Below are 23969 nucleotides of genomic sequence, written 5' to 3'. Positions count from 1 at the left end.
GGCCGACAGTATATAGATGCGCCCTGGGCTGAGCATCCCGACTTTGGATGAACACAGTGTTCATTATTCAACTTACCAGCGGCGTAATTCGTCTCAGGATTACGGCATATCGATGCGATTGGCGCATTTGTGTCATCGGAGAGTAAGTATCCCTGTGCTAAACAGGGTTTTTCGTAGCGGGTCACATTTTTTCGGCAGGGCCACTGCTATAACATCGGGCGGTTAACAGGAACTGGGCGCACGCCTCGCGGAACACGATATGAATCTCCTAAAATTATTGGCAGTCGGGGTGGCGATTCTCTGGCTGGCCGGGTGCGATAAAAACTACAGCGGTGAACTTGCCGATGATGGCTACAACGCCGCCGGGCATGCACACTATCAGCAGATGTGTGCGTCCTGTCACGGGCTGGATGGTAACGGTACCTCTGTCGGCCCCTCTCTGGTCGGCTGCGCGACCTGCTCTTCTTTTTCGGTGTTAACGGATGAAATCAGCCGTACGATGCCTATTGGTGATGTCGAAGCGTGCGTCGATGACTGTGCTTCGGACACCGCCGAATACATCCTGTACGCTTTCAATGGCCAGAATCTCGCGGATGCGCTGGCCACCATTCAGGGTGTGGAAAACCAGTCTGCTGCACTGACTTTGCGCAAAGCATCACTTCAGTTGGTGGGGCGTTTGCCTACTGGAACTGAGTTAGCTCAGGTTGCAGAGAGTGCAGATACCGGTCTCAGTACCTCGTTAGACGCTATGCAGCTGGAGCCTGGTTTTTACGACAACCTGATGGGCTTTTTTAATGAGCAGCTTCTCACTGACAAGTACCTTTCCAGTAATCTGAATGAAGGCGGCATCAACCTGCTCGACAGCGACGATTACCCGAACCGTAAATGGTACAACGATGTGTATGCCGCGGACGAGCAGAGCAGTATCCGTCGCTGCGTGCGCAATGTGACCAACGATTCCGTGGCTCGCGAACCTCTGGAGCTTATCCGATACGCAGCGATGAATGACCTTCCTCATACTCTCTATATGACCGCCGATTTCATGATGGTGAACTGGTACAGTCAGCAGGTGTATGAAGCAGAGCTGGTTGAGTCCGGCGAATTCCGTCAGCTGGCTGAGCCCGTGTGTGATGAAGATGGCGTGCAGATTTACTATGACCCGAGTGACTTCCGCCCTGCCCGTGTCACAAAGCAGCTTGAGTACGAGTTAGGGGGGATTCCTCATGCCGGTGTTCTCACCTCTCCAATGTTTCTGAACCGCTACCCGACGACGCGAACCAACCGAAACCGTCATCGCGCGCGTATCGTGTTCGATTACTTCCTTGATACCGACATTCTGGCCATCGAGGGGGATCGCCCTGAGGACGGTATTGGTTCTGGTGTCAGCAACCCGACTCTCCTCGATCCGGCGTGTTACGCCTGCCATCAGGTCATGGACCCCGTGTCTTCTTCATTCCAGCATTGGACAGACCGTGGTCGATATATCGTAACGGGCAGCTCTTCGGTGAATGACTGGGATGGTTCGGATATTGAGCCACCGGGGCTGGGTGGCAAACAGGCACCACTCTCAGGGTCAGAAGGCCAGTTCCGCACTTTACTGCAATGGCTGGGCAATGAGATTGCAGCCGATCCCAGATTTGCCCGCGCAACGGTACGCACGCTCTATGAAGGCATGATTGGCCAGGAGGTGCTCCCCGCACCGTCGGCCGATGCGTCCGACGATGAAAAGCTGGCGTATAACAGTCAGCGCGCCATTCTCAATAGTGTGGCGGATGCCATGGTCGCGGATGGTTGGGATATCAAGGCCGCAGTAAAAGCCCTGATCATGAGCCCTTACTACCGTGCCGCGAGCGTTAATGCGGAAGAGCTGGCGGTGAACGATCATATTGGTGCCAGTCAGTTCATCAGTCCGGAACAGATGCAGACCAAATTGCAGGCGATCTTTGGTTTTGGCTGGGACGAACTGCGCTGGGAAGACAACCGCATTATGTACGGTGGTATGGACTCGGACAGCGTGACGGAGCGGATTCGTGAGCCGGGCGGCCTGATTATCGCGATTCAGAATCGTATGGCGACCGAGATGGCGTGCCGCTCAACGGCGTATGATTTCCTTAATGCGTCCTCGCAACGCCGTCTCTTTCCGCATGTAGAAATTGAGACGCTGCCTTTCGACCTTGAAGGAGTGGCTAACCCCTCAGCCGTTGATCGCATCAAAGAAAACATCCGCTACCTGCATTGGGTTCTTCTGGGTGAAGACATCAGTGCGGGAAGTATTGAAGAACAGGCGACTTACGACCTGTTCCTGGCGGTACTGAATGAAGGTCAGGCCATGCTGGCCAACCGGGAGCAGTATGATCCGCAACCGAGTGACTGGCTTGAATGGGAGTGTCGGGCGCGTTGGCTTCGTCAGGCTGACGGGCGTACAGATGGCGACCTGCCATCAGAAGAACGCATTGAGCAGGATGAGCACTACAGCATCCGTGCCTGGATGGCGGTGCTGACCTATCTCATGTCTGACTACCGTTTCGTGTACGAATAAGGAGGCCGCTATGAAACGTCGTAATTTTCTGCAGATGATGGCGGCCGCGGGCCTGACTGCACAGGCACCTTTGTGGGCACCCAAAGTACAGGCGGCGGCGCCTGATCGTTTTCTGATTGTGGTGAATGCCAGCGGTGGCTGGGACCCGACATCGATATGCGACCCCAAGGGGCTTAATCAAGCCTATCAGGATCGCTCAGACCGCTACGAAGGCTCAACCAATTCGGTTGATCTCGACAGTAATAAAACCTTCGGGAATATTCAGTGGAGCGCCATTCCTGAAGGGGTCTCTAATGATGAACTGGTGCGTCAGCGCATCAATGATCAGTTCGACGATTTTTTCACCACGCATGGCGATAAGCTGACGGTGATTAACGGCATCGATACCGGTACCAACAATCACGATACGGGCAACCGTTTCGTCTGGTCGGGTAACGATGAGACCGGCTACCCCAGCCTGGCCGCGTATTTCGCGGCATCGGTCGCACCGACGCTGCCGATGGCTTATATCAGTAACGGTGGGTATGACTTTACAGACTCACTGGTTGCACGAGCCCGTGCCAGTAGCGCCGGGTTTGTCAGTGAAGTTGCTGACCCGAACAGCTACTACGATGACCGCGGCTTTCACTTCCGTACTGCTAACCGTGGGGTGGATCAGTATTCCCATATTGAGGCAGCACAGCGGGCACGCATACAGCGTCAGCTGGATAGCGAGCCACTGCCATTACGACGTAAACAGCTACAGCAGCTGTTTGGTATCCGTAATACTGACAGCAATCTCGGTGAGCTGACGGTGCGTCTGGATGATCTTCAGGCGAATGTCCTGCGCGATGATCACTGGAATACCAATCGTGCCAACAGTCTTAAGAGCCAGGCCGAGGTGGTCGTTGCCTCAATGGCTGCGGGTCTGACTGCCAGTGCCAACCTGAACTTTGGTGGCTTTGATACGCACGGAAACCACGATGCCAACGCCTACCCGGACCTTGGTGACCTGCTCGAAGGTATTCACTTTATGATGGTGGCATTGCAGTACGCCGGTATTGCCGATCGTACAACGGTTGTTGTCGGTTCTGACTTTGGACGAACGCCCTACTACAACTCAGGTAACGGTAAGGATCATTGGCCAGTGACCAGTATGCTGGTTCTGCGGCCTGAATCGAGCGGCGGCCGGGTGTTTGGTGCATCAACCACCGAATTTTTGTCTCAGCCGGTAAACCTTACGACGGGACAGCCGGATGCCGCAGGCGAGATTCTCACGCCGCAGCATGTTAACCGTGCCATACGAAATCTGATGGGCGTGGGCAGCTCCTCGCTGGCTGACAATTACCCACTTAACGTACCTGACTTCAGGATATTTGGATGAAGCCGCTGTTGTTTACAGGTCTGCTGTCTGTGTTGTTACCTGTTCTTTCAGGCTGCTCTACCGTTGAGCCCTGGGATCGCGGGCGCCTCGCGCACGATGTGATGGCTTGGGATGCCGACCCGCTGAAAGCCTCACTCGATAATCACATTCACCATTCTAAGGAAGGCTCGTCCGGCGGGGGCGCAGCGGCAGGAGGCGGCTGCGGCTGTAACTGATGAAGAAAACTATGAATTCTCTGGCGGCCCTGGCAGCGGCAGCGGCGCCACTTGCAGGACAGGCCGAGCCAGTACCTACAGAGCAGGCAGTAAGTTATCGGTTCAGCCAGTATCAGGAAGCCGATATACCTGAGTCGCGAACCTTTTCTGATGAAACGGCGCGGTACAGTATTGATATTCACCAGCTCGGCTATCGCCGGCCATTAGCTGGTCAATGGTATCTGAACAGCGAGCTGCAGTACGAAACGATGTCAGGCGCATCACCTATGCAGACCTACAAAAACTCGGAAGGCCAGAGTGCTGTGTTGATGAGCGGTGCCAGCATTGATGAGAGTAGGATTGACCTGAAGCTCGCTCCTACCCGCTACTTCGAAGATAGTGTTGATGGCACCCTGGGGGGCTTACTGGCGATCTCGACCGAGAATGACTATGACTCGGTGGCCGTTGGTGCTGAAGGCTCCCTCAATCTGATGAATAAACACACGACTCTGATGGGTTCGCTGACCTTGTCGTATGACGTACTGGCACCGACCGACGAGTTTCTGTCAGAAGCCAGACGCAGAGCCGATGGCCGGGTGAAACGTAGCGTTTCTCTCTACGAGGGCGTCTCTCAGGTGATCAACAAGAATCTGGCTTTACAGATTGGCGCTGGATTCACCCGACTCTCCGGATATCTGTCTGATCCTTATAAGTTGGACGACCATCGCCCGGGTGAGCGCTCTCAGTATCTGATTGATGCGCGGGCGCGTCACTATTTTGCGGTGGGTGGCGGAGCTGCTTTGCATCTTGATTATCGCTTTTATACCGACAGCTGGGGCATTTATTCCAACACGCTGGAAACCCGCTGGGCGCAGGCACTGAACGCTGGGCGATTTAGTTTTAAACTGACCCCTTCGTTACGCTACTACCGGCAAACGCAGGCCAGTTTTTATCGGCTGACGCCCGCTGAAGCCGGTGAATACAGTAGTTCGGATTATCGATTGTCTTCCTACGGCGCATTTAACGTCGGTCTTACAGCGAGTGCGGGTTATGGGCGCTGGCAAATCAGTGGCGACATTCAGCAATACATGTCATCCGAAGATATGATGTTGCTGCAGACGCCTGACGACGAAGCGCCGGCGCTGGTGGACTATTCAATAGTGAGCCTTGGGATTGAGTACAAAACACTCTGACGCCAGAGTGACCTATCTGGCACATGAGTTTCGTGCCATGGCGTCGCCCTGCTGCTTCCATCTCCCGGCCGGCACACCAACTGATGTGATCAACGCCATGGAGGCAGAGGTCCGTCGTATCGAAGCGAAATACAGTCGCTATCGTGATGACAGCGTTCTTTCTGATATTAACCAGCGCGCAGGTCAGAAAGTGGGCCTGGATAACGAAACGCTCTGGTTGATTAACTATGCCTGTGCCTGCTTTGAGCAGAGTGATGGCCTGTTTGATATTTCTTCTGGCGTTCTGCGTCAGGCCTGGGATTTCCGCGCAGGGCAGTTACCTTCAGAGGTCACGCTGGCGCGGTTACTCCCCCGGATCGGACTCAGCCGCGTTGAAATATCAGAGGCGCACCTGACGATGCCGCCTGATATGGAGCTGGATCTGGGCGGTATAGGCAAAGAGTACGCAGTCGATGCCGCAGCCGCGATCGCTCGTCAGGCGGGCATTAACCGCGGTGTGGTCGATCTGGGTGGCGATCTTTGCGTTCTCGGGCCGCATGAAGACGGCAGCCCCTGGCAGTTGGGTGTCCGTAATCCGCGCGACACGGAAAGCGCGATCGCATCTTTGCCCGTATACCAGGGCGGTATGGCCAGCAGCGGCGACTACGAGCGCTTCTTCGAAAAAGACGGCAAGCGCTATTGTCACCTTCTTAATCCTGAAAGTGGGTTTCCGGTGGATTACTGGGCATCTGTGACTGTGGTTGCGCCGTCCTGCCTGCTGGCGGGCACGCTTTCGACGATTGCCATGCTGAAACAGGCATCGGGCGAAGGCTGGCTGCGATCGCAGGCGGTCAACGCTCTGCTTATTCGGCCCGATTTATCATTGCTCAGTCTGACTGACCGTTAACCTGTGATAAACTCGCGGCCTTTTCCTCTTCCAGAATAATCCGGCAATGAGTACATCTGAACAGCAGCTTCGCGCGGGCGCAGAGGCCCTTGGTATCGAGGTCTCTGAGAATGAGTTTACCGCCCTCCTTAACTATCTGGCGCTTCTGCAGAAGTGGAACAAAGCCTACAACCTGACGGCCATCCGCGATGAGTCCGGCATGGTGGCGCTGCATCTGCTCGACAGTCTGGCAGTGCATCCAGCAGTTCAGGAAGCCGACAACATTATTGATGTAGGCACCGGCCCGGGTCTTCCGGGTATCGTTCTGGCGATTATGAACCCGCAGAAGCGGTTTACCCTGCTCGACAGTAACGGCAAAAAGACGCGCTTCCTGTTTCAGGCAAAGACCTCTCTGTCACTCGAAAATGTCACTATCGTCAATGACAGAGTCGAGGCATATCATCCCCCGGAGCCTTTCGATATGATTGTCAGCCGTGCTTTTGCTTCACTCGCTGATATGACCGGCTGGTGTAAGCATCTGCGTGCTGACCATGGTTGTTTTCTGGCCATGAAAGGACAATATCCACAGCAGGAAATAGATGACCTGAAAGGCCAGTTTGAGGTTACTCAGGTCACCGAACTTCGAATACCGGGCGTGGACGGCGAGCGTCATCTGCTGCGCCTGCTACCGGTTGTCTCATAAGGATCAACAGCGTGACTCACATTTTTGCTATTGCTAACCAGAAAGGTGGTGTTGGTAAAACGACGACGGCGGTCAACCTGGCAGCGTCGCTGGCGGCGACTAAGCGCCGGGTGTTGCTGATTGATCTCGATCCGCAGGGCAATGCCACCATGGGTTGTGGTGTGGATAAGTACGAAATCGAACGTTCTATGTACGACGTTCTGGTGTCTAACTGCAGTGCTGGGCAGGCATTAACCTCGGCGCCAGAAGCCAATTTCGATGTGCTCCCTGCAAATGGCGACCTGACGGCGGCAGAAGTCGAGTTGATGGAAGTGACTGGACGAGAGCAGAAGTTGAATAACGCGCTCAAGGCGCTGCTTCCAGAGTACGACTATATCCTGATCGACTGCCCGCCTTCGCTGAATATGCTGACGCTGAATGCGCTGGTCGCCGCGCAGGGCATTCTGATTCCGATGCAGTGTGAGTATTACGCACTGGAAGGACTGAGCGCACTGATGCAGACCATTACCTCGATTCAGTCTGGTCCAAATCCGCAGCTCGAGATCACCGGTCTGATCCGCACCATGTACGATCCGCGCAACAGCCTGACCAAAGATGTATCTGATCAGCTGACAGAACACTTTGGCGATAAGCTCTTTACCTCCGTTATTCCGCGCAATGTGCGCCTTGCGGAAGCGCCGAGTCATGGTCTGCCGGTGTTGATGTACGATAAGGCATCAAAAGGCGCTCTGGCCTATCTGGCTTTGGCGGGTGAACTTAACCGGCGTATGACCGCGAGCAAATAATTACCGCCCTCAGGGCAGATGGAAACGATAGATGGCAACAAAGAAAAAACGTGGCTTAGGCCGTGGTCTCGATGCACTGCTGGCAAGCTCCAACAGTGCGGCAGTTCCTGTCAGTGACACGGTAGAAGTAGACGAGCAGGTCGGCACAGCTGAAAACAGCGAAGCCAGCTCACCAACGGGCAGCTCTGCTGCACAGAGTGAGTTGCGCCACCTTCCGGTCGAGTGGATTCAGCCGGGCCGCTATCAGCCACGCCGTGATATCCAGCCAGAAGCGCTTGAAGAACTGGCCGCCTCTATTAAGGCGCAGGGCCTGATGCAGCCGATTGTTGTGCGCCCGCTGCCTGGGCAGGCTGATCGTTTCGAAATTATCGCCGGTGAACGTCGCTGGCGCGCGAGTCAGCTGGCGCAGCTGGATCGGGTTCCGGCGCTGATCCGTGACGTACCCGATGAAGCAGCCATCGCTATGGCGCTTATTGAGAACATCCAGCGTGAAAACCTCAATCCTATGGAAGAGGCTATGGCGTTGCATCGCCTGCAGCATGAGTTTGAACTGACTCAGATGGAAGTGGCAGAAGCCGTGGGCAAAAACCGCGCGACAGTGGCCAACCTGCTGCGCCTGATGAATCTCAACGACGACGTCAAAGTATTACTTGAACACGGCGATATCGAAATGGGTCACGCCCGAGCGCTGCTTGGCTTGCCCGTTGAGCAACAGAGCAGCGCTGCAGCTGATGTTGTGGCCCGTGCTCTGACCGTTCGCCAGACCGAGGCGCTGGTGCGTAACCTGTTGGATGGCAAAGACCAGAAAGTCGACAGTAAGCAGCCAGTTAACCCCGATATTCAGCGTCTCGAACGTATGTTAGGCGAGCGTCTCGGGGCGAAGGTAGCGATTCAGCACTCGGCGAAAGGCAAAGGCAAGCTGGTGATCAACTATACCAGTCTTGATGAGCTTGACGGTATTCTCGATCACATTCAGTAAGCGGCACCGGCGGTCTTAAATGCCATGCCTTAACTGACACTTCCCTGCAGGCGAGCCTCTGCTTACTAGACTGTTAGTAACAGAGGACTTGCCTATGAAAATTCTGATTTGCAGCGCCCTGCTGCTGTCGGCGACCGCGGTGGCGACACCACGCCCCATGATGATGCTCGATGATTCGTCTCTGAGTAACACCCGGGTCGACTACCTTACGGGTCTGGAACAACAAAGGACGAACGAAGAAACCGGTAAAGAAGAGTCGGAAACCGGCGCAGCGCCGAAGCCTGATGTGCGCAGTGAGCTTCCGGTAGTGACTCCGGGATCTATTCCTACCTCAATACCCTTACCGTCGAAAGGGGTTTCTGTGCAGATCACCCCTCGTTAACTGCGGTTATAGGGGTTGATTTCAGCAGTCAGCCCATCATCTGCGGCCATGTCGGCCCTGTCTTACAAATATCTCATTGATTCGGCCCGCTTGCTGTTGATGCGCGGGGCCGTAGCCCCTATAATCCTCGCGCCCTGAAAATGGGTTGCTCAAACAGAGCGTTGCAAATTCAGCATCAAAGAAGTGGAGCACAGGTTGTCTTCGATACCGCGTCCACCGGTTTACAGGATCATTATTTTACAGCTGGTCCTGACCCTGATAGCTGCAGCTCTGGCCTGGATTCACAGCGATGTGGCCGCCAAATCGGCATTGCTCGGAGGACTGACATGCGCCCTCCCGAATGCCTACTTTATCTGGCGAGCGTTCCGCTACACAGGAGCAAGGGCAGCCACTCAGGTGGTGCAATCGTTTTACCAGGGTGAATCCTGGAAATTTGTGCTCACGGCGTTGTGTTTTGGTGTCATCTTCCAACGCGTTGAGCCTCTGAATGTTCTGGCACTGTTTGCTGGTTTCATAACAGTGCAGCTGGGGCACATTGCTTCAGCAAGAATCGCCAATTTATAAACCTTAAAATCTGAGAGTGTACGATGGCTGGTAACTCCCAAGAGTATATTTCGCACCACCTTACGAACCTGACCTATGGCAAGCTGCCAGCGGGCTATGTTCGTGAAAACGAAGACGGCACAACCACTGAGCTGACTGAAGCAACCTGGACTTTCGCTCACGGCGGCGCTGAAGCGTCTGCAATGGGCTTCAACGCGGTTCACGTTGATTCACTGGGCTGGTCTTTTGGTCTGGGTGCCCTGATCATGTTCCTGTTCTGGCGCATGGCCAAGAAAGCAACCACAGGCGTGCCAAGCGGCTTCCTGAACTTCGTTGAAATGATTGTTGAGTTCATCGACAACACCGTAAAAGAATCTTTCCACGGCCGTAGCGCGCTCGTCGCACCGCTGGCTCTGACCATCTTTACCTGGGTCTTCATGATGAACTTCATGGACCTTATCCCGGTTGACGTTCTGCCTACTCTGGCCATGGCCGTGGGTATCGATTACATGAAGGTCGTACCGTCTACTGACGTTAACGTCACACTGGGTATGGCAATCTTCGTATTCGCTCTGATGATCTTCTACTCGATCAAAATCAAGGGCATTGGCGGCTTCGTTGCTGAGCTGACGCTGCAGCCATTCAGCGCTAAAAATCCTGTCGTTCAGGCCATCTTCATCCCAGTGAACTTCTTCCTGGAGATCGTTGCCCTGATCGCTAAGCCTATCTCTCTGGGTCTGCGTCTGTTCGGAAACATGTACGCCGGCGAGATGATCTTTATTCTTATCGCACTGATGTTCTCTGCGGGTATTGCACTGGGTCTGATGGCTGGTGTTCTGCAGTGGGCGTGGGCGGTATTCCACATTTTGGTGATCACACTGCAAGCGTTCATTTTCATGATGTTGACCATCGTGTATCTGAGCATGGCGCACGAAGATCATTAATTTTTAAACCTTAAATTCACTTAACTAACTTAACTTCTATTTGGAGAAAATTATGGAACAAGGTCTGGTATTCCTGGCTGCGGCTCTGATGATTGGTCTGGGTGCTCTGGGTACAGCTATCGGTTTTGGTCTGCTGGGTGGTCGTCTGCTGGAAGGTACTGCTCGCCAGCCTGAACTGGGTCCAATGCTTCAGGGTAAAATGTTCCTGATCGCTGGTCTGCTTGACGCCGTGCCTATGATCGGCGTTGGTCTGGGCCTGTACCTGATGTTCGCAGCTTAAGGGTTCATTTCTTAACGAACTTCCTTAATCAACGAACATGAGGGCTCTGGCGTGAACTTAAATTTGACTCTGATCGGCCAGATCATCACTTTTGGCGTCTTCGTGTGGTTCTGCATGAAGTTTGTATGGCCTCACCTGCTGACGGCTATGCAAGAACGCGAAAAGAAAATTGCCGATGGTCTGGACGCAGCTAACCGCGCTGCACGTGATCTGGAACTGGCTCAGAAAGAAGCCGCGGACCAGCTGCGTGAAGCAAAAGAGAAAGCTGCTGAAATCATCGAACAGGCGAACAAACGTGCGAACCAGATCGTGGACGAAGCAAAAGATAATGCTCGTTCCGAAGGTGAGCGCATCGTAGCTGCTGCTCAAGCTGAAGTTGAGCAAGAGGCAAACCGCGCTAAAGAAGCTCTGCGTAAGCAGGTGTCTGAACTGGCAGTAGCCGGTGCAGCGAAAATCCTTGGCAAATCAGTAGATGCAACAGCTCACGATGAGCTGCTGGATTCACTGGCCAAAGAGCTCTAAGCGAGGTTTTCCATGGCTGAATTAACAACTCTCGCTCGGCCATACGCAAAGGCAGTGTTTGCTGAAGCAAGTGAGAAGAGTGCACTGGACGCCTGGTCTGATGACCTGGCAACCCTGTCGGCTTTCGCAGCCGACGCCGATCTGGCGAAGGTACTGGTGCATCCTTCCCTGACGTCTGAACAGCAGGCACAGGCACTTATTGACGTATGTGGCGACAAGCTGAACGAAGCAGCCAAAAACCTGGTGGCCGTATTGGCCGAAAACAAGCGTTTGGCATTACTGCCTGAAATCGCTGAACTCTATGAAGAACTGAAGGCAAAACTGCAGAACGCAGTAGATGTTGTCGTCACTTCAGCATACGAGCTGAGCGATGCCCAGGCAGAGAAACTGGCAGCTGCCTTAAAAGCCAAATTGCAATGTGACGTACGGGTAACCAGCGAAGTCGATGAGTCTCTCATCGGTGGCGCCATTATCCGTGCCGGGGACTTGGTTATAGACGGTAGCTTAACTGGCAAACTGTCAAAGTTAGCCGAAGCGATGAAATCCTAGTTTGAGGGACGATTCATGCAGCAACTGAATCCATCTGAGATCAGTGAAGTAATCAAGAAGCGTATTGAAAGCCTTGATGTTACTTCTCAAGCCCAGAACGAGGGCACCGTCGTATCTGTATCCGACGGTATCGTTCGAATCCACGGTCTTGCCGACGCTATGTACGGTGAGATGATTGAATTTGAAGGCGGCGTATTCGGCCTGGCAATGAACCTGGAGCGTGACTCTGTTGGTGCTGTTGTACTGGGTGACTACAAAGGTCTGGCTGAAGGTCAGACTGCGAAGTGTACTGGCCGTATTCTTGAAGTACCTACTGGCAAAGCATTGCTGGGTCGTGTGGTTGACGCACTGGGTAACCCAATCGATGGTAAAGGTCCTATTGAGACTGATACCACCGCTCCTGTTGAGCGCGTTGCACCAGGCGTAATTGCACGTCAGGGTGTTGATCAGCCTCTGCAGACTGGTTACAAAGCTGTTGACTCCATGGTTCCGGTTGGCCGTGGTCAGCGTGAGCTGATCATTGGTGACCGTCAGACTGGTAAAACGGCGATGGCGATCGATGCCATCATCAACCAGAAAGGTACTGGCGTTAAATGTATCTACGTTGCCGTAGGTCAGAAGCAGTCTTCTATCGCTAACGTTGTACGTAAGCTGGAAGAACACGGTGCCCTGGAGCACACCATCATCGTAGCCGCTGGCGCCGCTGATCCTGCAGCAATGCAGTTCCTGGCTCCATACGGTGGTTGTGCGATGGGTGAGTACTTCCTGGACAACGGTGAAGATGCTCTGATCGTATACGATGACCTGACGAAACAAGCTTGGGCTTATCGTCAGATCTCCCTGTTGCTGAAGCGCCCACCGGGCCGTGAAGCATACCCAGGTGACGTTTTCTACCTGCACTCACGTCTGCTTGAGCGCGCATGTCGCGTAAACGCTGACTACGTTAAGCAGGTCAGCGGTGTTGAAGGTAAGACTGGCTCACTGACGGCTCTGCCGATCATTGAGACTCAGGGTGGTGACGTATCTGCGTTCGTACCTACGAACGTGATCTCCATTACCGATGGTCAGATCTTCCTGGAAACCAACCTGTTCAACTCCGGTATCCGTCCGGCGATGAACGCGGGTATCTCTGTATCCCGTGTAGGTGGTGCTGCACAGACCAAGATCATCAAGAAGCTCGGCGGTGGTATCCGTCTGGCACTGGCTCAGTACCGTGAACTGGCGGCATTCGCACAGTTTGCATCTGACCTTGATGAAGCTACCCGTAAGCAGCTGGAGCACGGTAAAGCCGTTACTGAACTGATGAAACAGGGTCAGTACGCTCCAATGTCTACTGCGGACATGGGTCTGTCGATCTTTGCTGCTACTGAAGGCTTCCTTGAAGACGTAGAAGTGACCAAGATTCAGGCATTCGAAGCTGCTCTGCTGAGCTACGCCAACAGCGAATACGCTGAACTGATGGCGAAGATCAACGTGAAGGGCGACTTCAATGACGAGATCGCGGCAGGTCTGAAAGAGTGTATTGAGAAATTCAAGAGCACTCAGACCTGGTAAGTCCGGTGCTGGCGGTTCTATGAATCGCCAGCTGGATTCACTCAGTTAACAAGGTTGCATTATGGCAGTCGGTAAAGAAATTAAAGAGCAGATTTCGAGCGTACAAAGCACGCAGAAAATTACCTCAGCAATGGAAAAAGTTGCTGTGAGTAAGATGCGTCGTGCTCAGCAGCGCATGGAACAGAGCCGTCCATATGCGGATAAAATCCGTGATGTGATCGGTCACCTGGCCAATGCGACTTCTGAATACCGTCATCGTTATCTGCAGGACCGCGACGTCAAGCGTGTTGGCTATATCGTGGTGTCTTCCGACCGTGGCCTGTGTGGTGGCCTGAACAACAACATGTTCAAGCGCCTCGCCCAGCAAGCCGGAGAGTGGAAAGAAAAGGGTGTTGAAGTTGATTACTGTGCAATCGGCTCAAAAGCATCTCTGTTCTTCAACAGCTTCGGTGGCAATGTTGTCGCCTCCCAGTCTCACTTGGGTGACGCTCCAGAGCTGGCCAGCCTGATCGGTGCGGTGAAGGTAATGTTGGAAGCGTTCGATGAAGGTAAGATCGATCGTCTCTACATCATCTACAACCGTTTCGTGAACACCATGACCCAATCGCCTGAAGCGGTGCAGTTATTGCCACTCAAGGCACAAAAGGACGAAGAACTGAAAGGTCACTGGGATTACATCTACGAACCAGACGCCAAAGAGATCCTCGAAGGTCTGCTGGTGCGTTACGTAGAATCTCAGGTCTATCAGGGTGTAGTAGAAAACAATGCCTGTGAACAGGCTGCGCGTATGCTGGCGATGAAAAACGCCACCGATAACGCCGGCAACATGATCACCGAGCTGAACTTGCTGTATAACAAGGCTCGTCAGGCGGCTATTACCCAGGAAATTTCAGAAATCGTCAGCGGTGCCGCGGCAGTATAAGCCGGGCAGCGAACAGGTTTTAAGTTAAGAGGAACCGAAAATGAGCGGACGTATCGTACAGATCATCGGTGCCGTCATCGACGTGGAATACCCACGCGAAGATGTACCTAAGGTCTACGACGCCCTGACCGTAGATGGTACTGAGACCACCCTCGAAGTTCAGCAGCAGCTGGGCGACGGTGTTGTCCGTACTATTGCGATGGGCTCCACTGAAGGTCTTAAGCGTGGCCTTCCAGTAACTAGCACTGGCGCACCTATCCGTGTACCAGTTGGTAATGCAACTCTGGGTCGTATCATGGACGTTCTCGGTCGCCCGATCGATGAATGTGGTGAGATCGGCGAAGAAGAGCGTTACGAAATTCACCGTGATGCTCCATCTTTTGATGAGCAGGCGAACAGCACTGACCTGCTGGAAACCGGCATCAAGGTTATTGACCTCATCTGCCCATTCGCTAAGGGTGGTAAAGTTGGTCTGTTCGGTGGTGCCGGTGTTGGTAAAACCGTAAACATGATGGAGCTGATCAACAACATTGCGAAGGCACACTCCGGTCTGTCTGTATTCGCAGGTGTTGGTGAGCGTACTCGTGAAGGTAACGACTTCTACTACGAGATGGCTGAGTCTGGTGTTGTAAACCTGGACGACAAAGCACAGTCTAAAGTAGCCATGGTATACGGCCAGATGAATGAGCCACCAGGCAACCGTCTGCGTGTAGCACTGACTGGTCTGACCATGGCTGAGAAGTTCCGTGACGAAGGCAAAGACGTACTGCTGTTCGTTGATAACATCTATCGTTACACCCTTGCTGGTACTGAGGTATCTGCACTGTTGGGTCGTATGCCATCTGCGGTAGGTTACCAGCCTACACTGGCAGAAGAGATGGGTGTTCTTCAGGAGCGTATTACTTCTACTAAGACTGGTTCGATCACCTCGATCCAGGCGGTATACGTACCTGCGGATGACTTGACTGACCCGTCTCCAGCGACCACCTTCGCGCACCTTGACTCTACTGTTGTACTGTCACGTGATATCGCGTCTAAAGGTATTTACCCAGCGATCGACCCACTGGATTCCACCTCTCGTCAGCTGGACCCACTGGTTATCGGTAACGAACACTACGACATCGCTCGTGGCGTTCAGGGTGTTCTGCAGCGCTACAAAGAGCTGAAAGACATCATCGCGATTCTGGGTATGGACGAACTGTCCGACGAAGATAAGCAGCTGGTTGCCCGTGCACGTAAGATCGAGCGCTTCCTGTCTCAGCCATTCCATGTGGCAGAGATCTTCACAGGCGCGCCTGGTAAGTACGTGTCTCTGAAAGAAACCATCCGTGGTTTCCAGGGCATTCTGAATGGCGACTACGATAACCTGCCAGAACAAGCGTTCTATATGGTCGGTACTATCGACGAAGCCATCGAGAAAGCCAACAACATGTAATGGGCGGGCAGGCGCTGTACTTGTGCAGCGCTCTGCCTCCTCTGAACAGAGGAATAGAACATGGCAATGACCGTCCACTGCGATATCGTCAGCGCTGAAGAGAAGCTCTTCTCTGGTCTGGTCGAGCGAGTAATCGCGGCTGGTGCTTTGGGTGACCTGGGTATTGAGCCTGGCCACGCAGCCCTGCTGACTCCGCTCAAGCCGGGTCCTGTCCGCATTGTTAAGCAAGGCGGCGAGGAAGAGATTGTCTACGTCTCTGGCGGCTATCTCGAAGTACAGCCAAATTCAGTGTCCATCCTGGCCGACACCGCTGTTCGTGCAAACGACATCGATGAAGCCGCGGCACTGGAGGCGAAGAAACACGCTGAACAGGCGATGGAAAATCAGGGTGCAGACTTTGATTACTCCCGCGCAATGTCTCAGCTTGCTGAAGCGGCAGCACAGCTGCGTACGATTCAGCAGATCCGCGAGAAGCTTGGTAAACACTGAGTTTTATCGGATCACAAAGAACCCGCTCCGGCGGGTTTTTTTATGTCTGCTGAAACGCAGCTGAGCTGCGACCGGCGTACAGTGGTCATCAGATCCGTGAGAAGCTTGGTAAGCACTGAGTTTATCCGACTATAAAAGCCGTAACGGCGGGGCTTTTTGGTGGTCTTTTAGTTTACTACCAATCATTTCTCGACCATTGTCTGTTTCACGCCTGATTGCGCTTGCTCAGAAACTCGCTGAACGCTTCTTCCAGCTTGTCGTATTCATCCTCAAACATGTGCTTATATTTCTTCAGCGTATCCATGTGCCCCTCGCGGGCTTCGGCTTCCAGGGTTTTGCAGATATGTTGCAACCGCGTCGCCGCAACACTGGCCGACGAGCCTTGCAGGAACTTAGCGAGCGACACGACCTCTGCGGTATCAGTCCGCGCCAGCGCGCTCTTCAATTTAGCGACTTTTTCTTCACTGGCCTCATGAAATACATCAATTAATCTTCCTAGTCGCTCTTCCTGATTACTTACCAGCTTCATGACGGTTGGCTTATCCCACACGGGGTATATATCCAGGTCAGTGCTTTTTTCAACCACCAGCTGCTCTACAGGCTGATATTCGGCAGAGGTGACGGCTGACATCCATTGAGTCAGTGCTTTCCGCAGCTCTTCGTTATCAATCGGTTTGGCTAAATAATCGTCCATACCGGAGAGCAGGCATTTCTCACGATCTCCTGCCATAGCACTTGCAGTCATTGCGATGACAGGGATTCTGCAGGCACTATCGCCGGCATATCCCCCGCGAATCTGGCGAGTACACTCATAGCCGTCCATGGAAGGCATCTGACAATCCATAAGGATAAGATCAATCAGGTGGCCGGAGCGACGCAGCATATCGATGGCTTCTACGCCATTTCCGGCGGAAACGACTTCAGCGCCAAGGTGACGCACCATTCCCTCTATTACCGCCAGGTTAATCTGGTTGTCGTCAACCGCGAGAATTCTTCGCCCTGCCAGGGCGGCAGTTTTACCGCTGCTCTCCAGATTGGAACTTTTTTCGTCAGCAGATCCTGTTTTTAATCGGCGAACCGCATACTCCAGTTGCACCGGAGTAATGGGTTTCGATAAACGGAAGGCTCCATGCAAGTCGGGAAGTTCGATCTCTGTGCGCTTTACGTGAGGCACGGTGATGATGACTCCAGCGACGTTTTCATGAGGTACGAAGTTTTCGGCCAGAGTGGCATCAATGATTATGTAGCTACCTTTCCGGATATGCGCATCAGGCCGTGGGTGACGTGAGCTGATTGCTTGAGCACCCCAGCTTTTGAGAAGTTTTACCAGGTTTGCCGCTGAATCATCGGAGCGGTCAATGACATGGAAGTTGAGCCCGGAAAAATCGGGGTTTTGTTTTTCAGCTTCTGAACCTACTGCCAATTTCTGAACAAAAGTGGCTGTGAATTTAGTGCCTGATCCTTTTTCGCTCTGAACATCCAGTCTGCCACCCATTAACTTACAGAGTTTATTGGTAATAGTGAGTCCCAAGCCTGTACCACCAAATTCTCTTGTTACCGCCGCATCCTCCTGAACAAAGGCGTCGAAAATGGTTGGCAGTTTTTCTTTGCTTATACCGACACCGGTATCCTCTACTTCGATGCTCAATGTGGTGCTTTCTGCGTTTGTATTCTGCGTAGTCAGCCGTACAAGAATATGCCCTTTCAGCGTAAACTTGATCGCGTTATTAATCAGGTTGGTGAGTATTTGGCGGATACGGTTTGCATCACCGGAAAGCGAAGGTGACTGTACTTCTGAAACATCGAGAATGATCTCCAGACCTTTTTCTGACGCCGGGACTGACATGGATAGCACCAGATCTGAGATCAAGCGATTGAGGTCGTAGGGGATATTATCAATATCGAGTTTTCCTGCTTCGATCTTTGAAAAATCGAGGACATCATTAACGATCGCTGCCAATAATTGTGAGCTGGTATCTGCAAGATCAAGATACCGCTTTTCCTGAACTCTGAGTTCGCCGCGGCGAATCAACTGAAGCATACCAATAATGCCATTAAGAGGTGTCCGGATTTCATGGCTGACATTAGCAATAAACTGGCTCTTGGCGCGGCTTGCGGACAGTGCCATATTTCGTGCCTGCTCGAGTTCTTCGGTTCTCTGTTCGACGACGGCTTCGAGGTTAGTGTTTAAATCGCGGATTCGTTGTTCTGCTCGTTCCTGTTCGCTGATGTCCCGAATGATTGCAGAAACACCGATGGCCGCTCCCTTGGCCGTTTTGATGGGTGATACGCTGAGTTGGGTGGTCAGAGTGTGCTGATTTTTTGAGACAAGAGGTACGCGTAATGTCTCAGGTTGACCACCTTCAGCAACGCTGGCGATCACTTCTTTGACCCATTCCTGATGCTCGCCAGTGGCAAAGGTCTCGGTAAAGTCACTGTTTTCAATCTGGCGGCTGCTATAACCCAGGATGCTGGTTGCAGCGCTGTTCCAGCTTGTTATGGTTCCGTCCGTGCGCATCCCTATGATGGCATCCGTTGAGTCATCCACAATGGCACGGAAGCGTGCTTCGGTATCACTCAGATTTAAGGTTTTACGTACCTGCCGCTGGTAGAACAGGAACAGCACACTCAGTACGAAAGAAACAACTAAGGCGGCGGCGCTGAACCGCAACGTGTCTGAGATCGTTTGTTGCTGGATAAGCCGCGTTGGGGTCGCTATGGCAACCTTGATAAACCGATCACCATTGGAGCCGGGCATGTTCAGCTGGCGCTGCGTCAGGTAGTAGTGCGCTCCGTCGCTGTTTGCTGATACGAGTGCGGTACCGCGGTGAATAGAGTTTTGCTCTGCGCTGTACAGGTCGCTCCAGAGCGTGGCGTTTGCGAATTCAAAGCTGAAGGCCTCTCCCGATGTGGGTGACACAAGGATATGGCCATCGTGATCGTACAGGTACACTTTGCTTGTATTGGCTGCCAGGTTACTGAGACGAGACAGCAGGAAATAGGCGTCAAAGTTAAGAACCAGTGCGCCGAAAAGATGGCCATCTTGCGCATATATCGGCATGACGAGTCGGTAAACTGATTGATGTGGATAGGAAACGCGCCCGTATTCTTTATTCAGTTCAATATCGGATAGGTAGAAGTCGTTGGCTCGGATATAGGGCAGTATTTCAACGTAATCGCGGCCCCGCTTCTCCTGAAGTTCGGTACTGTTTGCAACCCGGGTGCTGCTGCCGGTGCGCTGCACACGAATAATTTCCGACCAGTTGCCGTCATTGATCAGATAGCGCGCCTGCAACGCGTGAGCGTTATTTTCAATGTAAGCTTGAAAGATGGTTTCCAGACGGGCTTTCCATTGTGCCTGCCGGGTATTGTCGAGCGGATCGATACCGCCGTTGCCTGAGGACCGCACTATGCCATGTATGGGTGGAGTCGCATAAAGGAAGCGTAGCTGGTGATAGTCCCTTTCGAACTGCTTGGCGAGTTCATCGATGATGGCGCTCTGCTGCTCGCCTGAAGCCTGCTGATACTGATCAAACACGCGCTGTTCAGACAAGTAGTATTGGCCGACTGTCACGAGTGTGAGCAAGAGAAGCAGGCCGAGTACCATGGTTTGTGGTCGTATATAGGCAGCTTGCTGCTGTTTGCTCGTGTGCCTCAGAAACATGGGGCTGCCTCTCGTGAACGTTGGCCTGTTCTCAAGGTTTAGTTCAAAGAGGCCAATATTCAACTCGATACTATGTGTGTCTCCTGACAATCAGGACGAGACTCGGCTATCAGAACGGCAGTCTCGTCAGCGCTTATCGGATAGCTTGTTGAGCAGCAGGACAGGCACGAGGCCGATAACGACAATGAGTAAAGATGCGGTGGAGGCCTCGGCGATGCGCTCATCGCTGGCCAGCTTATAGACGCGGGTCGCCAGCGTTTCAAAATCGAACGGGCGCAACAGCAAGGTAGCGGGTAGCTCGCGCATACTGTCGACGAAGACAAGGATGCCCGCTGCCAGTATTGAGCGGCTCATCAATGGCAGGTGGATACTTTTCAATACGCGCCATGGAGTCGCTCCCAGGCTGCGAGCGGCTTGATCGTATATCGGAGGAATAGCTTCCATGCCACTGTTGGTCGAGTTGAACGCCACGGTGAGAAAGCGCACGACATAAGCATATACAACGATGGCAACCGTACCGGTCAGTAGTAGCCCAGTCTGAATATCAAACTGCTCGTCAAAGAAGGTAGCGATGGCGCGATCGAATTGCGATACCGGGGCGAACAAGCCTACTGCCAGCAAGGCACCGGGTAGCGCATAACCCAGTGTTGATAGTTGGATAGAAAGGTTCACGGCTTTGCTGTCAGTCAGACGCTTAGCGTACGTCAGGACAAGCGCGATGATGACAGCGGCCAGTGTCGCTGACAAAGCCACTTGCAGGCTATTGCCGATAAACCCGGTAAAGCCATGTCCTAGCAGTGGATCACCTGTGGTCAGTGCGAAATACGCGAGGGTGCCACCAGGGATCAAGCTGCCCAATACGACAGGCAGAACGCACAGTAATGTCGCGCCTGCTGCTACTAGGCCTGTCAGCTGGGTGCGCTGAAGGTTACCGTCGCGGGCGATGGCTTGAGCCTGAGACGGGCGCCGGTTGTACTTTTCGATCACGATGAGCAGAACAACAAAGCTGAACATGACCGCCGCTAACTTCAGTGCCGCAGCCTTATCCCCCATTGAAAACCAGGTTCGGAATATGCCCGTCGAGAAGGTGGGTACGGCGAAGTAATCAACCGTGCCGTAATCCGCCAGCGTTTCCATCAAGACCAATGCTAGGCCACCCACTAAGGCGGGTCGGGCTGCTGGTAAGGCGATGCGCCAGAATGCATAAAACGGACTGGCCCCCAAGGTGCGCGCTGCATCATAAAGTGTCGCCGAGCGTTGGATAAAGGCCACACGAACCAGTAGGTACACATAGGGGTACAGCACCAGACTGATAATGAAGGCCGCACCACTCAACGAGCGTATTTCAGGAAAGTAATACTCACCAGCATACAAGCCAGTCAGGCTTCTGATCAGGGTCTGCACCGGGCCACTGTAATCCAGCAGATCGGTATAAACATAGGCGACGATATAAGCAGGGGCGGCGAGTGGCAGCATTAACGCCCAGGTCAGAATTCGACGTCCGGGGAACTCGGTTGCAGCGGTGAGCCACGCCGTTCCCACGCCAATTACAGTGGTATAGAGCGCGACCTGAACCATCAGGAGCAGAGTGTTACCTACGTATCCGGGCAGAACGCTACTGCTGATATGTGACCATGTTGATGTCGTTGGAGCGAACAGGGAGGTCAGAATGACAATAACGGGAACAAGCGTAAAAACAGAAATAAGAAAACTGCTGATTAGCCAACGCCATTGCGTCTGTTGGTTTTGCATGCCGGCTCTAATATTACGCGTGAGGTTGGTGTAGTATAAAGAACCATTCGCATATGTGACACCTGTTATTCGAGCCCGCCTGTATGCCGTTAGTTTTTTCTCAGATAAGCCACAGTTACGGTGCTACTCCCGTACTTCACGAGCTGGATTTTGCCGTCGAGCCTGGTCAGATTACTTGTTTATTGGGGCCATCGGGCGGTGGCAAAAGCACCCTGCTCCGCCTTGCCGCTGGGTTGGAGAAAGTTCAGCGTGGTGAGATCCACGTGGATAATGAAGTGCTGGCGAATGATGGTCTGCACCCGCCCCCGGAAGCTCGCCCGGTGGGGCTGATGTTTCAGGAGAATGCACTGTTTCCGAATATGACAGTGGCAGAAAACATTGCCTTCGGTATTCGGGATCTGAGCCGACGCGAGCAGCAGGAAAAAGTGAAAGAGCTTCTCGAGCTGGTTGGCTTGGACGAATATGGACAGCGCTATCCGCATCAATTGTCTGGTGGACAGCAACAGCGAATTGCACTGGTGCGTTCATTGGCACCGGAACCAAAAATTCTGCTGATGGACGAACCCTACGCGAGTATCGACATCACGCTGCGCCGGACATTACGGGAAGCGGCTCGCCGTACTATCAAAGAAAAAGGTACGACGGCCATTCTGGTTACTCATGATCCTGACGAAGCAATGGAAATGGCAGACAGCATTGCCGTGCTCGATCAGGGTGTGATTGCGCAGGTCGGGACTCCGCAAGAAGTGTTTGAGTCACCCGCGACCGTGGCCGTGGCGACACTGTTCGGCGGGTCTCAACGACTGGCTATTACTGCAGCAGATGAACATGGGTTTGATACTGCGTTCGGCAGAATTCAGGCAGAGGCTGAGCGATTGAGTAGCTATCGCGACGCACACACCCTTGTGGTCAGGCCAAAAGGATTAAGTTTGAAAAAAAATGAAAAGTCGGACGTCGTTATTTCCGGTCTCAGATATATTGGCCACGATTGGCTGGCTTTTCTTACTAACAACAATACGCCATCTGCAACTGAGCCATTGAGAGTACTGATCGATGATGTGAGTCAGTATCAGCTGGGGGATCGCGTGGATTTGATCGCGAACCAGACCGGCGTCTTTCTATTTAAATAAATCTGGAGAACGTATGATTTCTTTTAGCAGAAAACTGCTAGCCAGCACGATGGCTGTAGCACTGAGCCTACCTGTGTTTGCTGCTGACGTGGTGAATATTTACAGCGCGCGTCACTACGACACAGACATCGCTTTGTATGAAAACTTCGAAAAGCGCACAGGCGTGAAGGTCAATCTGATCGAAGCACCAAGTGATACTCTGATTGAACGAATCGTTAACGAAGGCAAATACTCTCCAGCCGATATTCTGGTAACGGTCGATGCGGGGCGCCTATTTCGCGCGGAGCAGCGTGGCATTTTCAGTCCGGTAGAATCAGACGTGCTGGATGCTCGTATTCCCGCTCACCTCCGTCATCCGGATGGCTTGTGGTACGGCTTGTCGAAGCGTGCGCGAATTATTATTTACAACAAAGAGCGCGGTCTGCCTGAAGGCCTGAATTCCTATGAAGATATGGCTGACCCAAAGTTCAGCAAGCAGATCTGCGTTCGTTCATCATCTAACATTTACAATATTTCATTGCTGGCATCATTGGTTGAACACGATGGTGAAGAAGCCGCAGAGGCGTGGGCACAAGGGGTGATGGATAACCTGCTGAAGAAACCACAAGGCAATGACGTTTCTAATATTCGTGCAGTGGCGTCGGGTGAGTGTCGGATCAGTATCGTAAATACCTATTATGTTGCGCGTTTGCAGGCTGAAGGCGATGAAAGCGTGAAAGCGGTGGGTGTATTGTTCCCGAATCAGGAAGAAGGCGGATACGGAGCACACGTTAACATCGGTGGTGCGGGTGTATTAAAGCATGCACCTAACCGTGCTAATGCAATTGCATTTCTAGAGTACCTGACGGAGCCTGAGGCACAGAAGTATTTTGTCGAAGCAAACCACGAATATTCTGTGGTTGAGGGCGCGGAAACAGACTCCGTACTTGAGGCGATGGGAGACTTCAAAGAAGACACCATTAATGCAAGCGCCTTGGGCGAGCATCAGGTGACGGCAGTTAAAATCTTTGACCGCGTGGGTTGGAACTGACCACCGGCACAGGAAAACTGATCGCAAGATCAGCCAGTCAAAGGGCGCTCAATGAGCGCCCTTTTTCGTTGTGACTGTTATTGCTGTCTTTGCTTTATTGGGTATACGGATTTAATGGTTGATGGGGCACCTTCACCCCATCAATCTGATAC

Annotated in this window: 22 protein-coding genes; 20 read left to right on the top strand and 2 right to left on the bottom strand. The window is 53.0% G+C overall.

Going from position 1 to position 23969, the window contains the following annotated elements:
• Positions 1-259: 259 nt before the first annotated feature.
• The 18 genes from AC5E51_RS15325 (at position 260) to AC5E51_RS15240 (ending at position 16241) form a co-directional block, all read left to right on the top strand.
• Positions 260-2539: a c-type cytochrome gene (locus tag AC5E51_RS15325; RefSeq protein WP_491778782.1), complete on the top strand. Its 2280-nt coding sequence runs from the start codon at positions 260-262 to the stop codon at positions 2537-2539.
• A gap of 10 nt (positions 2540-2549) precedes the next feature.
• Positions 2550-3902, top strand: a complete 1353-nt coding sequence (locus AC5E51_RS15320; protein ID WP_301377736.1) for a DUF1501 domain-containing protein — start codon at positions 2550-2552, stop codon at positions 3900-3902.
• On the top strand, positions 3899-4117 hold the full coding sequence (locus AC5E51_RS15315; RefSeq protein WP_488046637.1) for a DUF4266 domain-containing protein: 219 nt from the start codon (positions 3899-3901) through the stop codon (positions 4115-4117). The genes AC5E51_RS15320 and AC5E51_RS15315 overlap by 4 nt, the downstream gene beginning before the upstream one ends.
• A complete protein-coding gene (locus AC5E51_RS15310; RefSeq protein WP_301388260.1) occupies positions 4117-5289 on the top strand; it encodes a DUF3570 domain-containing protein in 1173 nt (390 codons plus the stop codon). Before AC5E51_RS15315 ends, AC5E51_RS15310 begins: the two co-directional genes overlap by 1 nt.
• Positions 5270-6175 (top strand): FAD:protein FMN transferase, encoded by a 906-nt coding sequence (locus tag AC5E51_RS15305; protein ID WP_301388262.1) that lies wholly within the window; start codon positions 5270-5272, stop codon positions 6173-6175. Before AC5E51_RS15310 ends, AC5E51_RS15305 begins: the two co-directional genes overlap by 20 nt.
• Before the next feature lie 46 nt (positions 6176-6221).
• A complete protein-coding gene (rsmG, locus tag AC5E51_RS15300) occupies positions 6222-6857 on the top strand; it encodes a 16S rRNA (guanine(527)-N(7))-methyltransferase RsmG (RefSeq protein ID WP_301388263.1) in 636 nt (211 codons plus the stop codon).
• 11 nt (positions 6858-6868) lie between these two features.
• Entirely contained in the window at positions 6869-7642 is a 774-nt protein-coding gene (locus AC5E51_RS15295) for a ParA family protein (RefSeq protein ID WP_068435200.1), read from the top strand.
• A 31-nt stretch (positions 7643-7673) separates the two neighbouring features.
• Entirely contained in the window at positions 7674-8621 is a 948-nt protein-coding gene (locus AC5E51_RS15290) for a ParB/RepB/Spo0J family partition protein (protein ID WP_301388264.1), read from the top strand.
• Positions 8622-8715: 94 nt separating this feature from the next.
• Positions 8716-9003 carry a hypothetical protein gene (locus AC5E51_RS15285; protein ID WP_273092221.1) on the top strand — a complete coding sequence of 96 codons (288 nt, stop codon included), beginning with the start codon at positions 8716-8718 and terminating at the stop codon, positions 9001-9003.
• A gap of 183 nt (positions 9004-9186) precedes the next feature.
• Positions 9187-9567: a F0F1 ATP synthase subunit I gene (locus tag AC5E51_RS15280; protein WP_068435193.1), complete on the top strand. Its 381-nt coding sequence runs from the start codon at positions 9187-9189 to the stop codon at positions 9565-9567.
• 23 nt (positions 9568-9590) lie between these two features.
• Positions 9591-10490, top strand: a complete 900-nt coding sequence (gene atpB / locus AC5E51_RS15275; protein ID WP_068435191.1) for a F0F1 ATP synthase subunit A — start codon at positions 9591-9593, stop codon at positions 10488-10490.
• 52 nt (positions 10491-10542) lie between these two features.
• Entirely contained in the window at positions 10543-10770 is a 228-nt protein-coding gene (gene atpE, locus AC5E51_RS15270; RefSeq protein ID WP_015488783.1) for a F0F1 ATP synthase subunit C, read from the top strand.
• A 51-nt stretch (positions 10771-10821) separates the two neighbouring features.
• Positions 10822-11292, top strand: a complete 471-nt coding sequence (locus tag AC5E51_RS15265; protein WP_068435189.1) for a F0F1 ATP synthase subunit B — start codon at positions 10822-10824, stop codon at positions 11290-11292.
• Positions 11293-11304: 12 nt separating this feature from the next.
• A complete protein-coding gene (locus tag AC5E51_RS15260; protein WP_068435187.1) occupies positions 11305-11841 on the top strand; it encodes a F0F1 ATP synthase subunit delta in 537 nt (178 codons plus the stop codon).
• 15 nt (positions 11842-11856) lie between these two features.
• Entirely contained in the window at positions 11857-13395 is a 1539-nt protein-coding gene (atpA, locus tag AC5E51_RS15255; protein ID WP_068435185.1) for a F0F1 ATP synthase subunit alpha, read from the top strand.
• A gap of 61 nt (positions 13396-13456) precedes the next feature.
• Complete coding sequence (atpG, locus tag AC5E51_RS15250; RefSeq protein ID WP_068435183.1) at positions 13457-14317, top strand: F0F1 ATP synthase subunit gamma; 861 nt, start codon at positions 13457-13459, stop codon at positions 14315-14317.
• A 40-nt stretch (positions 14318-14357) separates the two neighbouring features.
• Positions 14358-15752 (top strand): F0F1 ATP synthase subunit beta, encoded by a 1395-nt coding sequence (atpD, locus tag AC5E51_RS15245; RefSeq protein ID WP_273087981.1) that lies wholly within the window; start codon positions 14358-14360, stop codon positions 15750-15752.
• Between the two features lie 60 nt (positions 15753-15812).
• Entirely contained in the window at positions 15813-16241 is a 429-nt protein-coding gene (locus AC5E51_RS15240) for a F0F1 ATP synthase subunit epsilon (protein ID WP_068436747.1), read from the top strand.
• Between the two features lie 205 nt (positions 16242-16446).
• On the opposite strand, the gene AC5E51_RS15235 is transcribed toward AC5E51_RS15240, so the two are convergent.
• Both AC5E51_RS15235 and AC5E51_RS15230 read right to left on the bottom strand, forming a co-directional pair.
• A complete protein-coding gene (locus AC5E51_RS15235) occupies positions 16447-19905 on the bottom strand; it encodes an ATP-binding protein (RefSeq protein WP_076514337.1) in 3459 nt (1152 codons plus the stop codon).
• 126 nt (positions 19906-20031) lie between these two features.
• Positions 20032-21657, bottom strand: coding sequence for an ABC transporter permease (locus AC5E51_RS15230; protein ID WP_076514336.1), 1626 nt, complete (start codon positions 21655-21657; stop codon positions 20032-20034).
• Positions 21658-21740: 83 nt separating this feature from the next.
• On the opposite strand from AC5E51_RS15230, the gene AC5E51_RS15225 reads away from it, so the two are divergent.
• Together AC5E51_RS15225 and AC5E51_RS15220 are read left to right on the top strand one after the other, a co-directional pair.
• Positions 21741-22787 (top strand): ABC transporter ATP-binding protein, encoded by a 1047-nt coding sequence (locus AC5E51_RS15225; RefSeq protein ID WP_068436752.1) that lies wholly within the window; start codon positions 21741-21743, stop codon positions 22785-22787.
• Between the two features lie 13 nt (positions 22788-22800).
• Entirely contained in the window at positions 22801-23817 is a 1017-nt protein-coding gene (locus AC5E51_RS15220) for a Fe(3+) ABC transporter substrate-binding protein (protein WP_491778781.1), read from the top strand.
• Positions 23818-23969 lie beyond the last annotated feature (152 nt).

This window comes from Thalassolituus sp., assembly GCF_984348125.1.
The sequence above is the reverse complement of the archived record's forward strand: the minus strand, read 5'-3'. Positions and strand labels throughout refer to the sequence as shown.

Coding starts and splice junctions, on each gene's coding strand:
- AC5E51_RS15325 (WP_491778782.1), top strand. CDS start 260: ATGAATCTCCTAAAATTATTGGCAGTCGGGGTGGCGATTCTCTGGCTG.
- AC5E51_RS15320 (WP_301377736.1), top strand. CDS start 2,550: ATGAAACGTCGTAATTTTCTGCAGATGATGGCGGCCGCGGGCCTGACT.
- AC5E51_RS15315 (WP_488046637.1), top strand. CDS start 3,899: ATGAAGCCGCTGTTGTTTACAGGTCTGCTGTCTGTGTTGTTACCTGTT.
- AC5E51_RS15310 (WP_301388260.1), top strand. CDS start 4,117: ATGAAGAAAACTATGAATTCTCTGGCGGCCCTGGCAGCGGCAGCGGCG.
- rsmG (WP_301388263.1), top strand. CDS start 6,222: ATGAGTACATCTGAACAGCAGCTTCGCGCGGGCGCAGAGGCCCTTGGT.
- AC5E51_RS15290 (WP_301388264.1), top strand. CDS start 7,674: ATGGCAACAAAGAAAAAACGTGGCTTAGGCCGTGGTCTCGATGCACTG.
- AC5E51_RS15285 (WP_273092221.1), top strand. CDS start 8,716: ATGAAAATTCTGATTTGCAGCGCCCTGCTGCTGTCGGCGACCGCGGTG.
- atpB (WP_068435191.1), top strand. CDS start 9,591: ATGGCTGGTAACTCCCAAGAGTATATTTCGCACCACCTTACGAACCTG.
- atpE (WP_015488783.1), top strand. CDS start 10,543: ATGGAACAAGGTCTGGTATTCCTGGCTGCGGCTCTGATGATTGGTCTG.
- AC5E51_RS15260 (WP_068435187.1), top strand. CDS start 11,305: ATGGCTGAATTAACAACTCTCGCTCGGCCATACGCAAAGGCAGTGTTT.
- atpA (WP_068435185.1), top strand. CDS start 11,857: ATGCAGCAACTGAATCCATCTGAGATCAGTGAAGTAATCAAGAAGCGT.
- atpG (WP_068435183.1), top strand. CDS start 13,457: ATGGCAGTCGGTAAAGAAATTAAAGAGCAGATTTCGAGCGTACAAAGC.
- atpD (WP_273087981.1), top strand. CDS start 14,358: ATGAGCGGACGTATCGTACAGATCATCGGTGCCGTCATCGACGTGGAA.
- AC5E51_RS15240 (WP_068436747.1), top strand. CDS start 15,813: ATGGCAATGACCGTCCACTGCGATATCGTCAGCGCTGAAGAGAAGCTC.
- AC5E51_RS15235 (WP_076514337.1), bottom strand. CDS start 19,905: ATGTTTCTGAGGCACACGAGCAAACAGCAGCAAGCTGCCTATATACGA.
- AC5E51_RS15230 (WP_076514336.1), bottom strand. CDS start 21,657: ATGCAAAACCAACAGACGCAATGGCGTTGGCTAATCAGCAGTTTTCTT.
- AC5E51_RS15225 (WP_068436752.1), top strand. CDS start 21,741: ATGCCGTTAGTTTTTTCTCAGATAAGCCACAGTTACGGTGCTACTCCC.
- AC5E51_RS15220 (WP_491778781.1), top strand. CDS start 22,801: ATGATTTCTTTTAGCAGAAAACTGCTAGCCAGCACGATGGCTGTAGCA.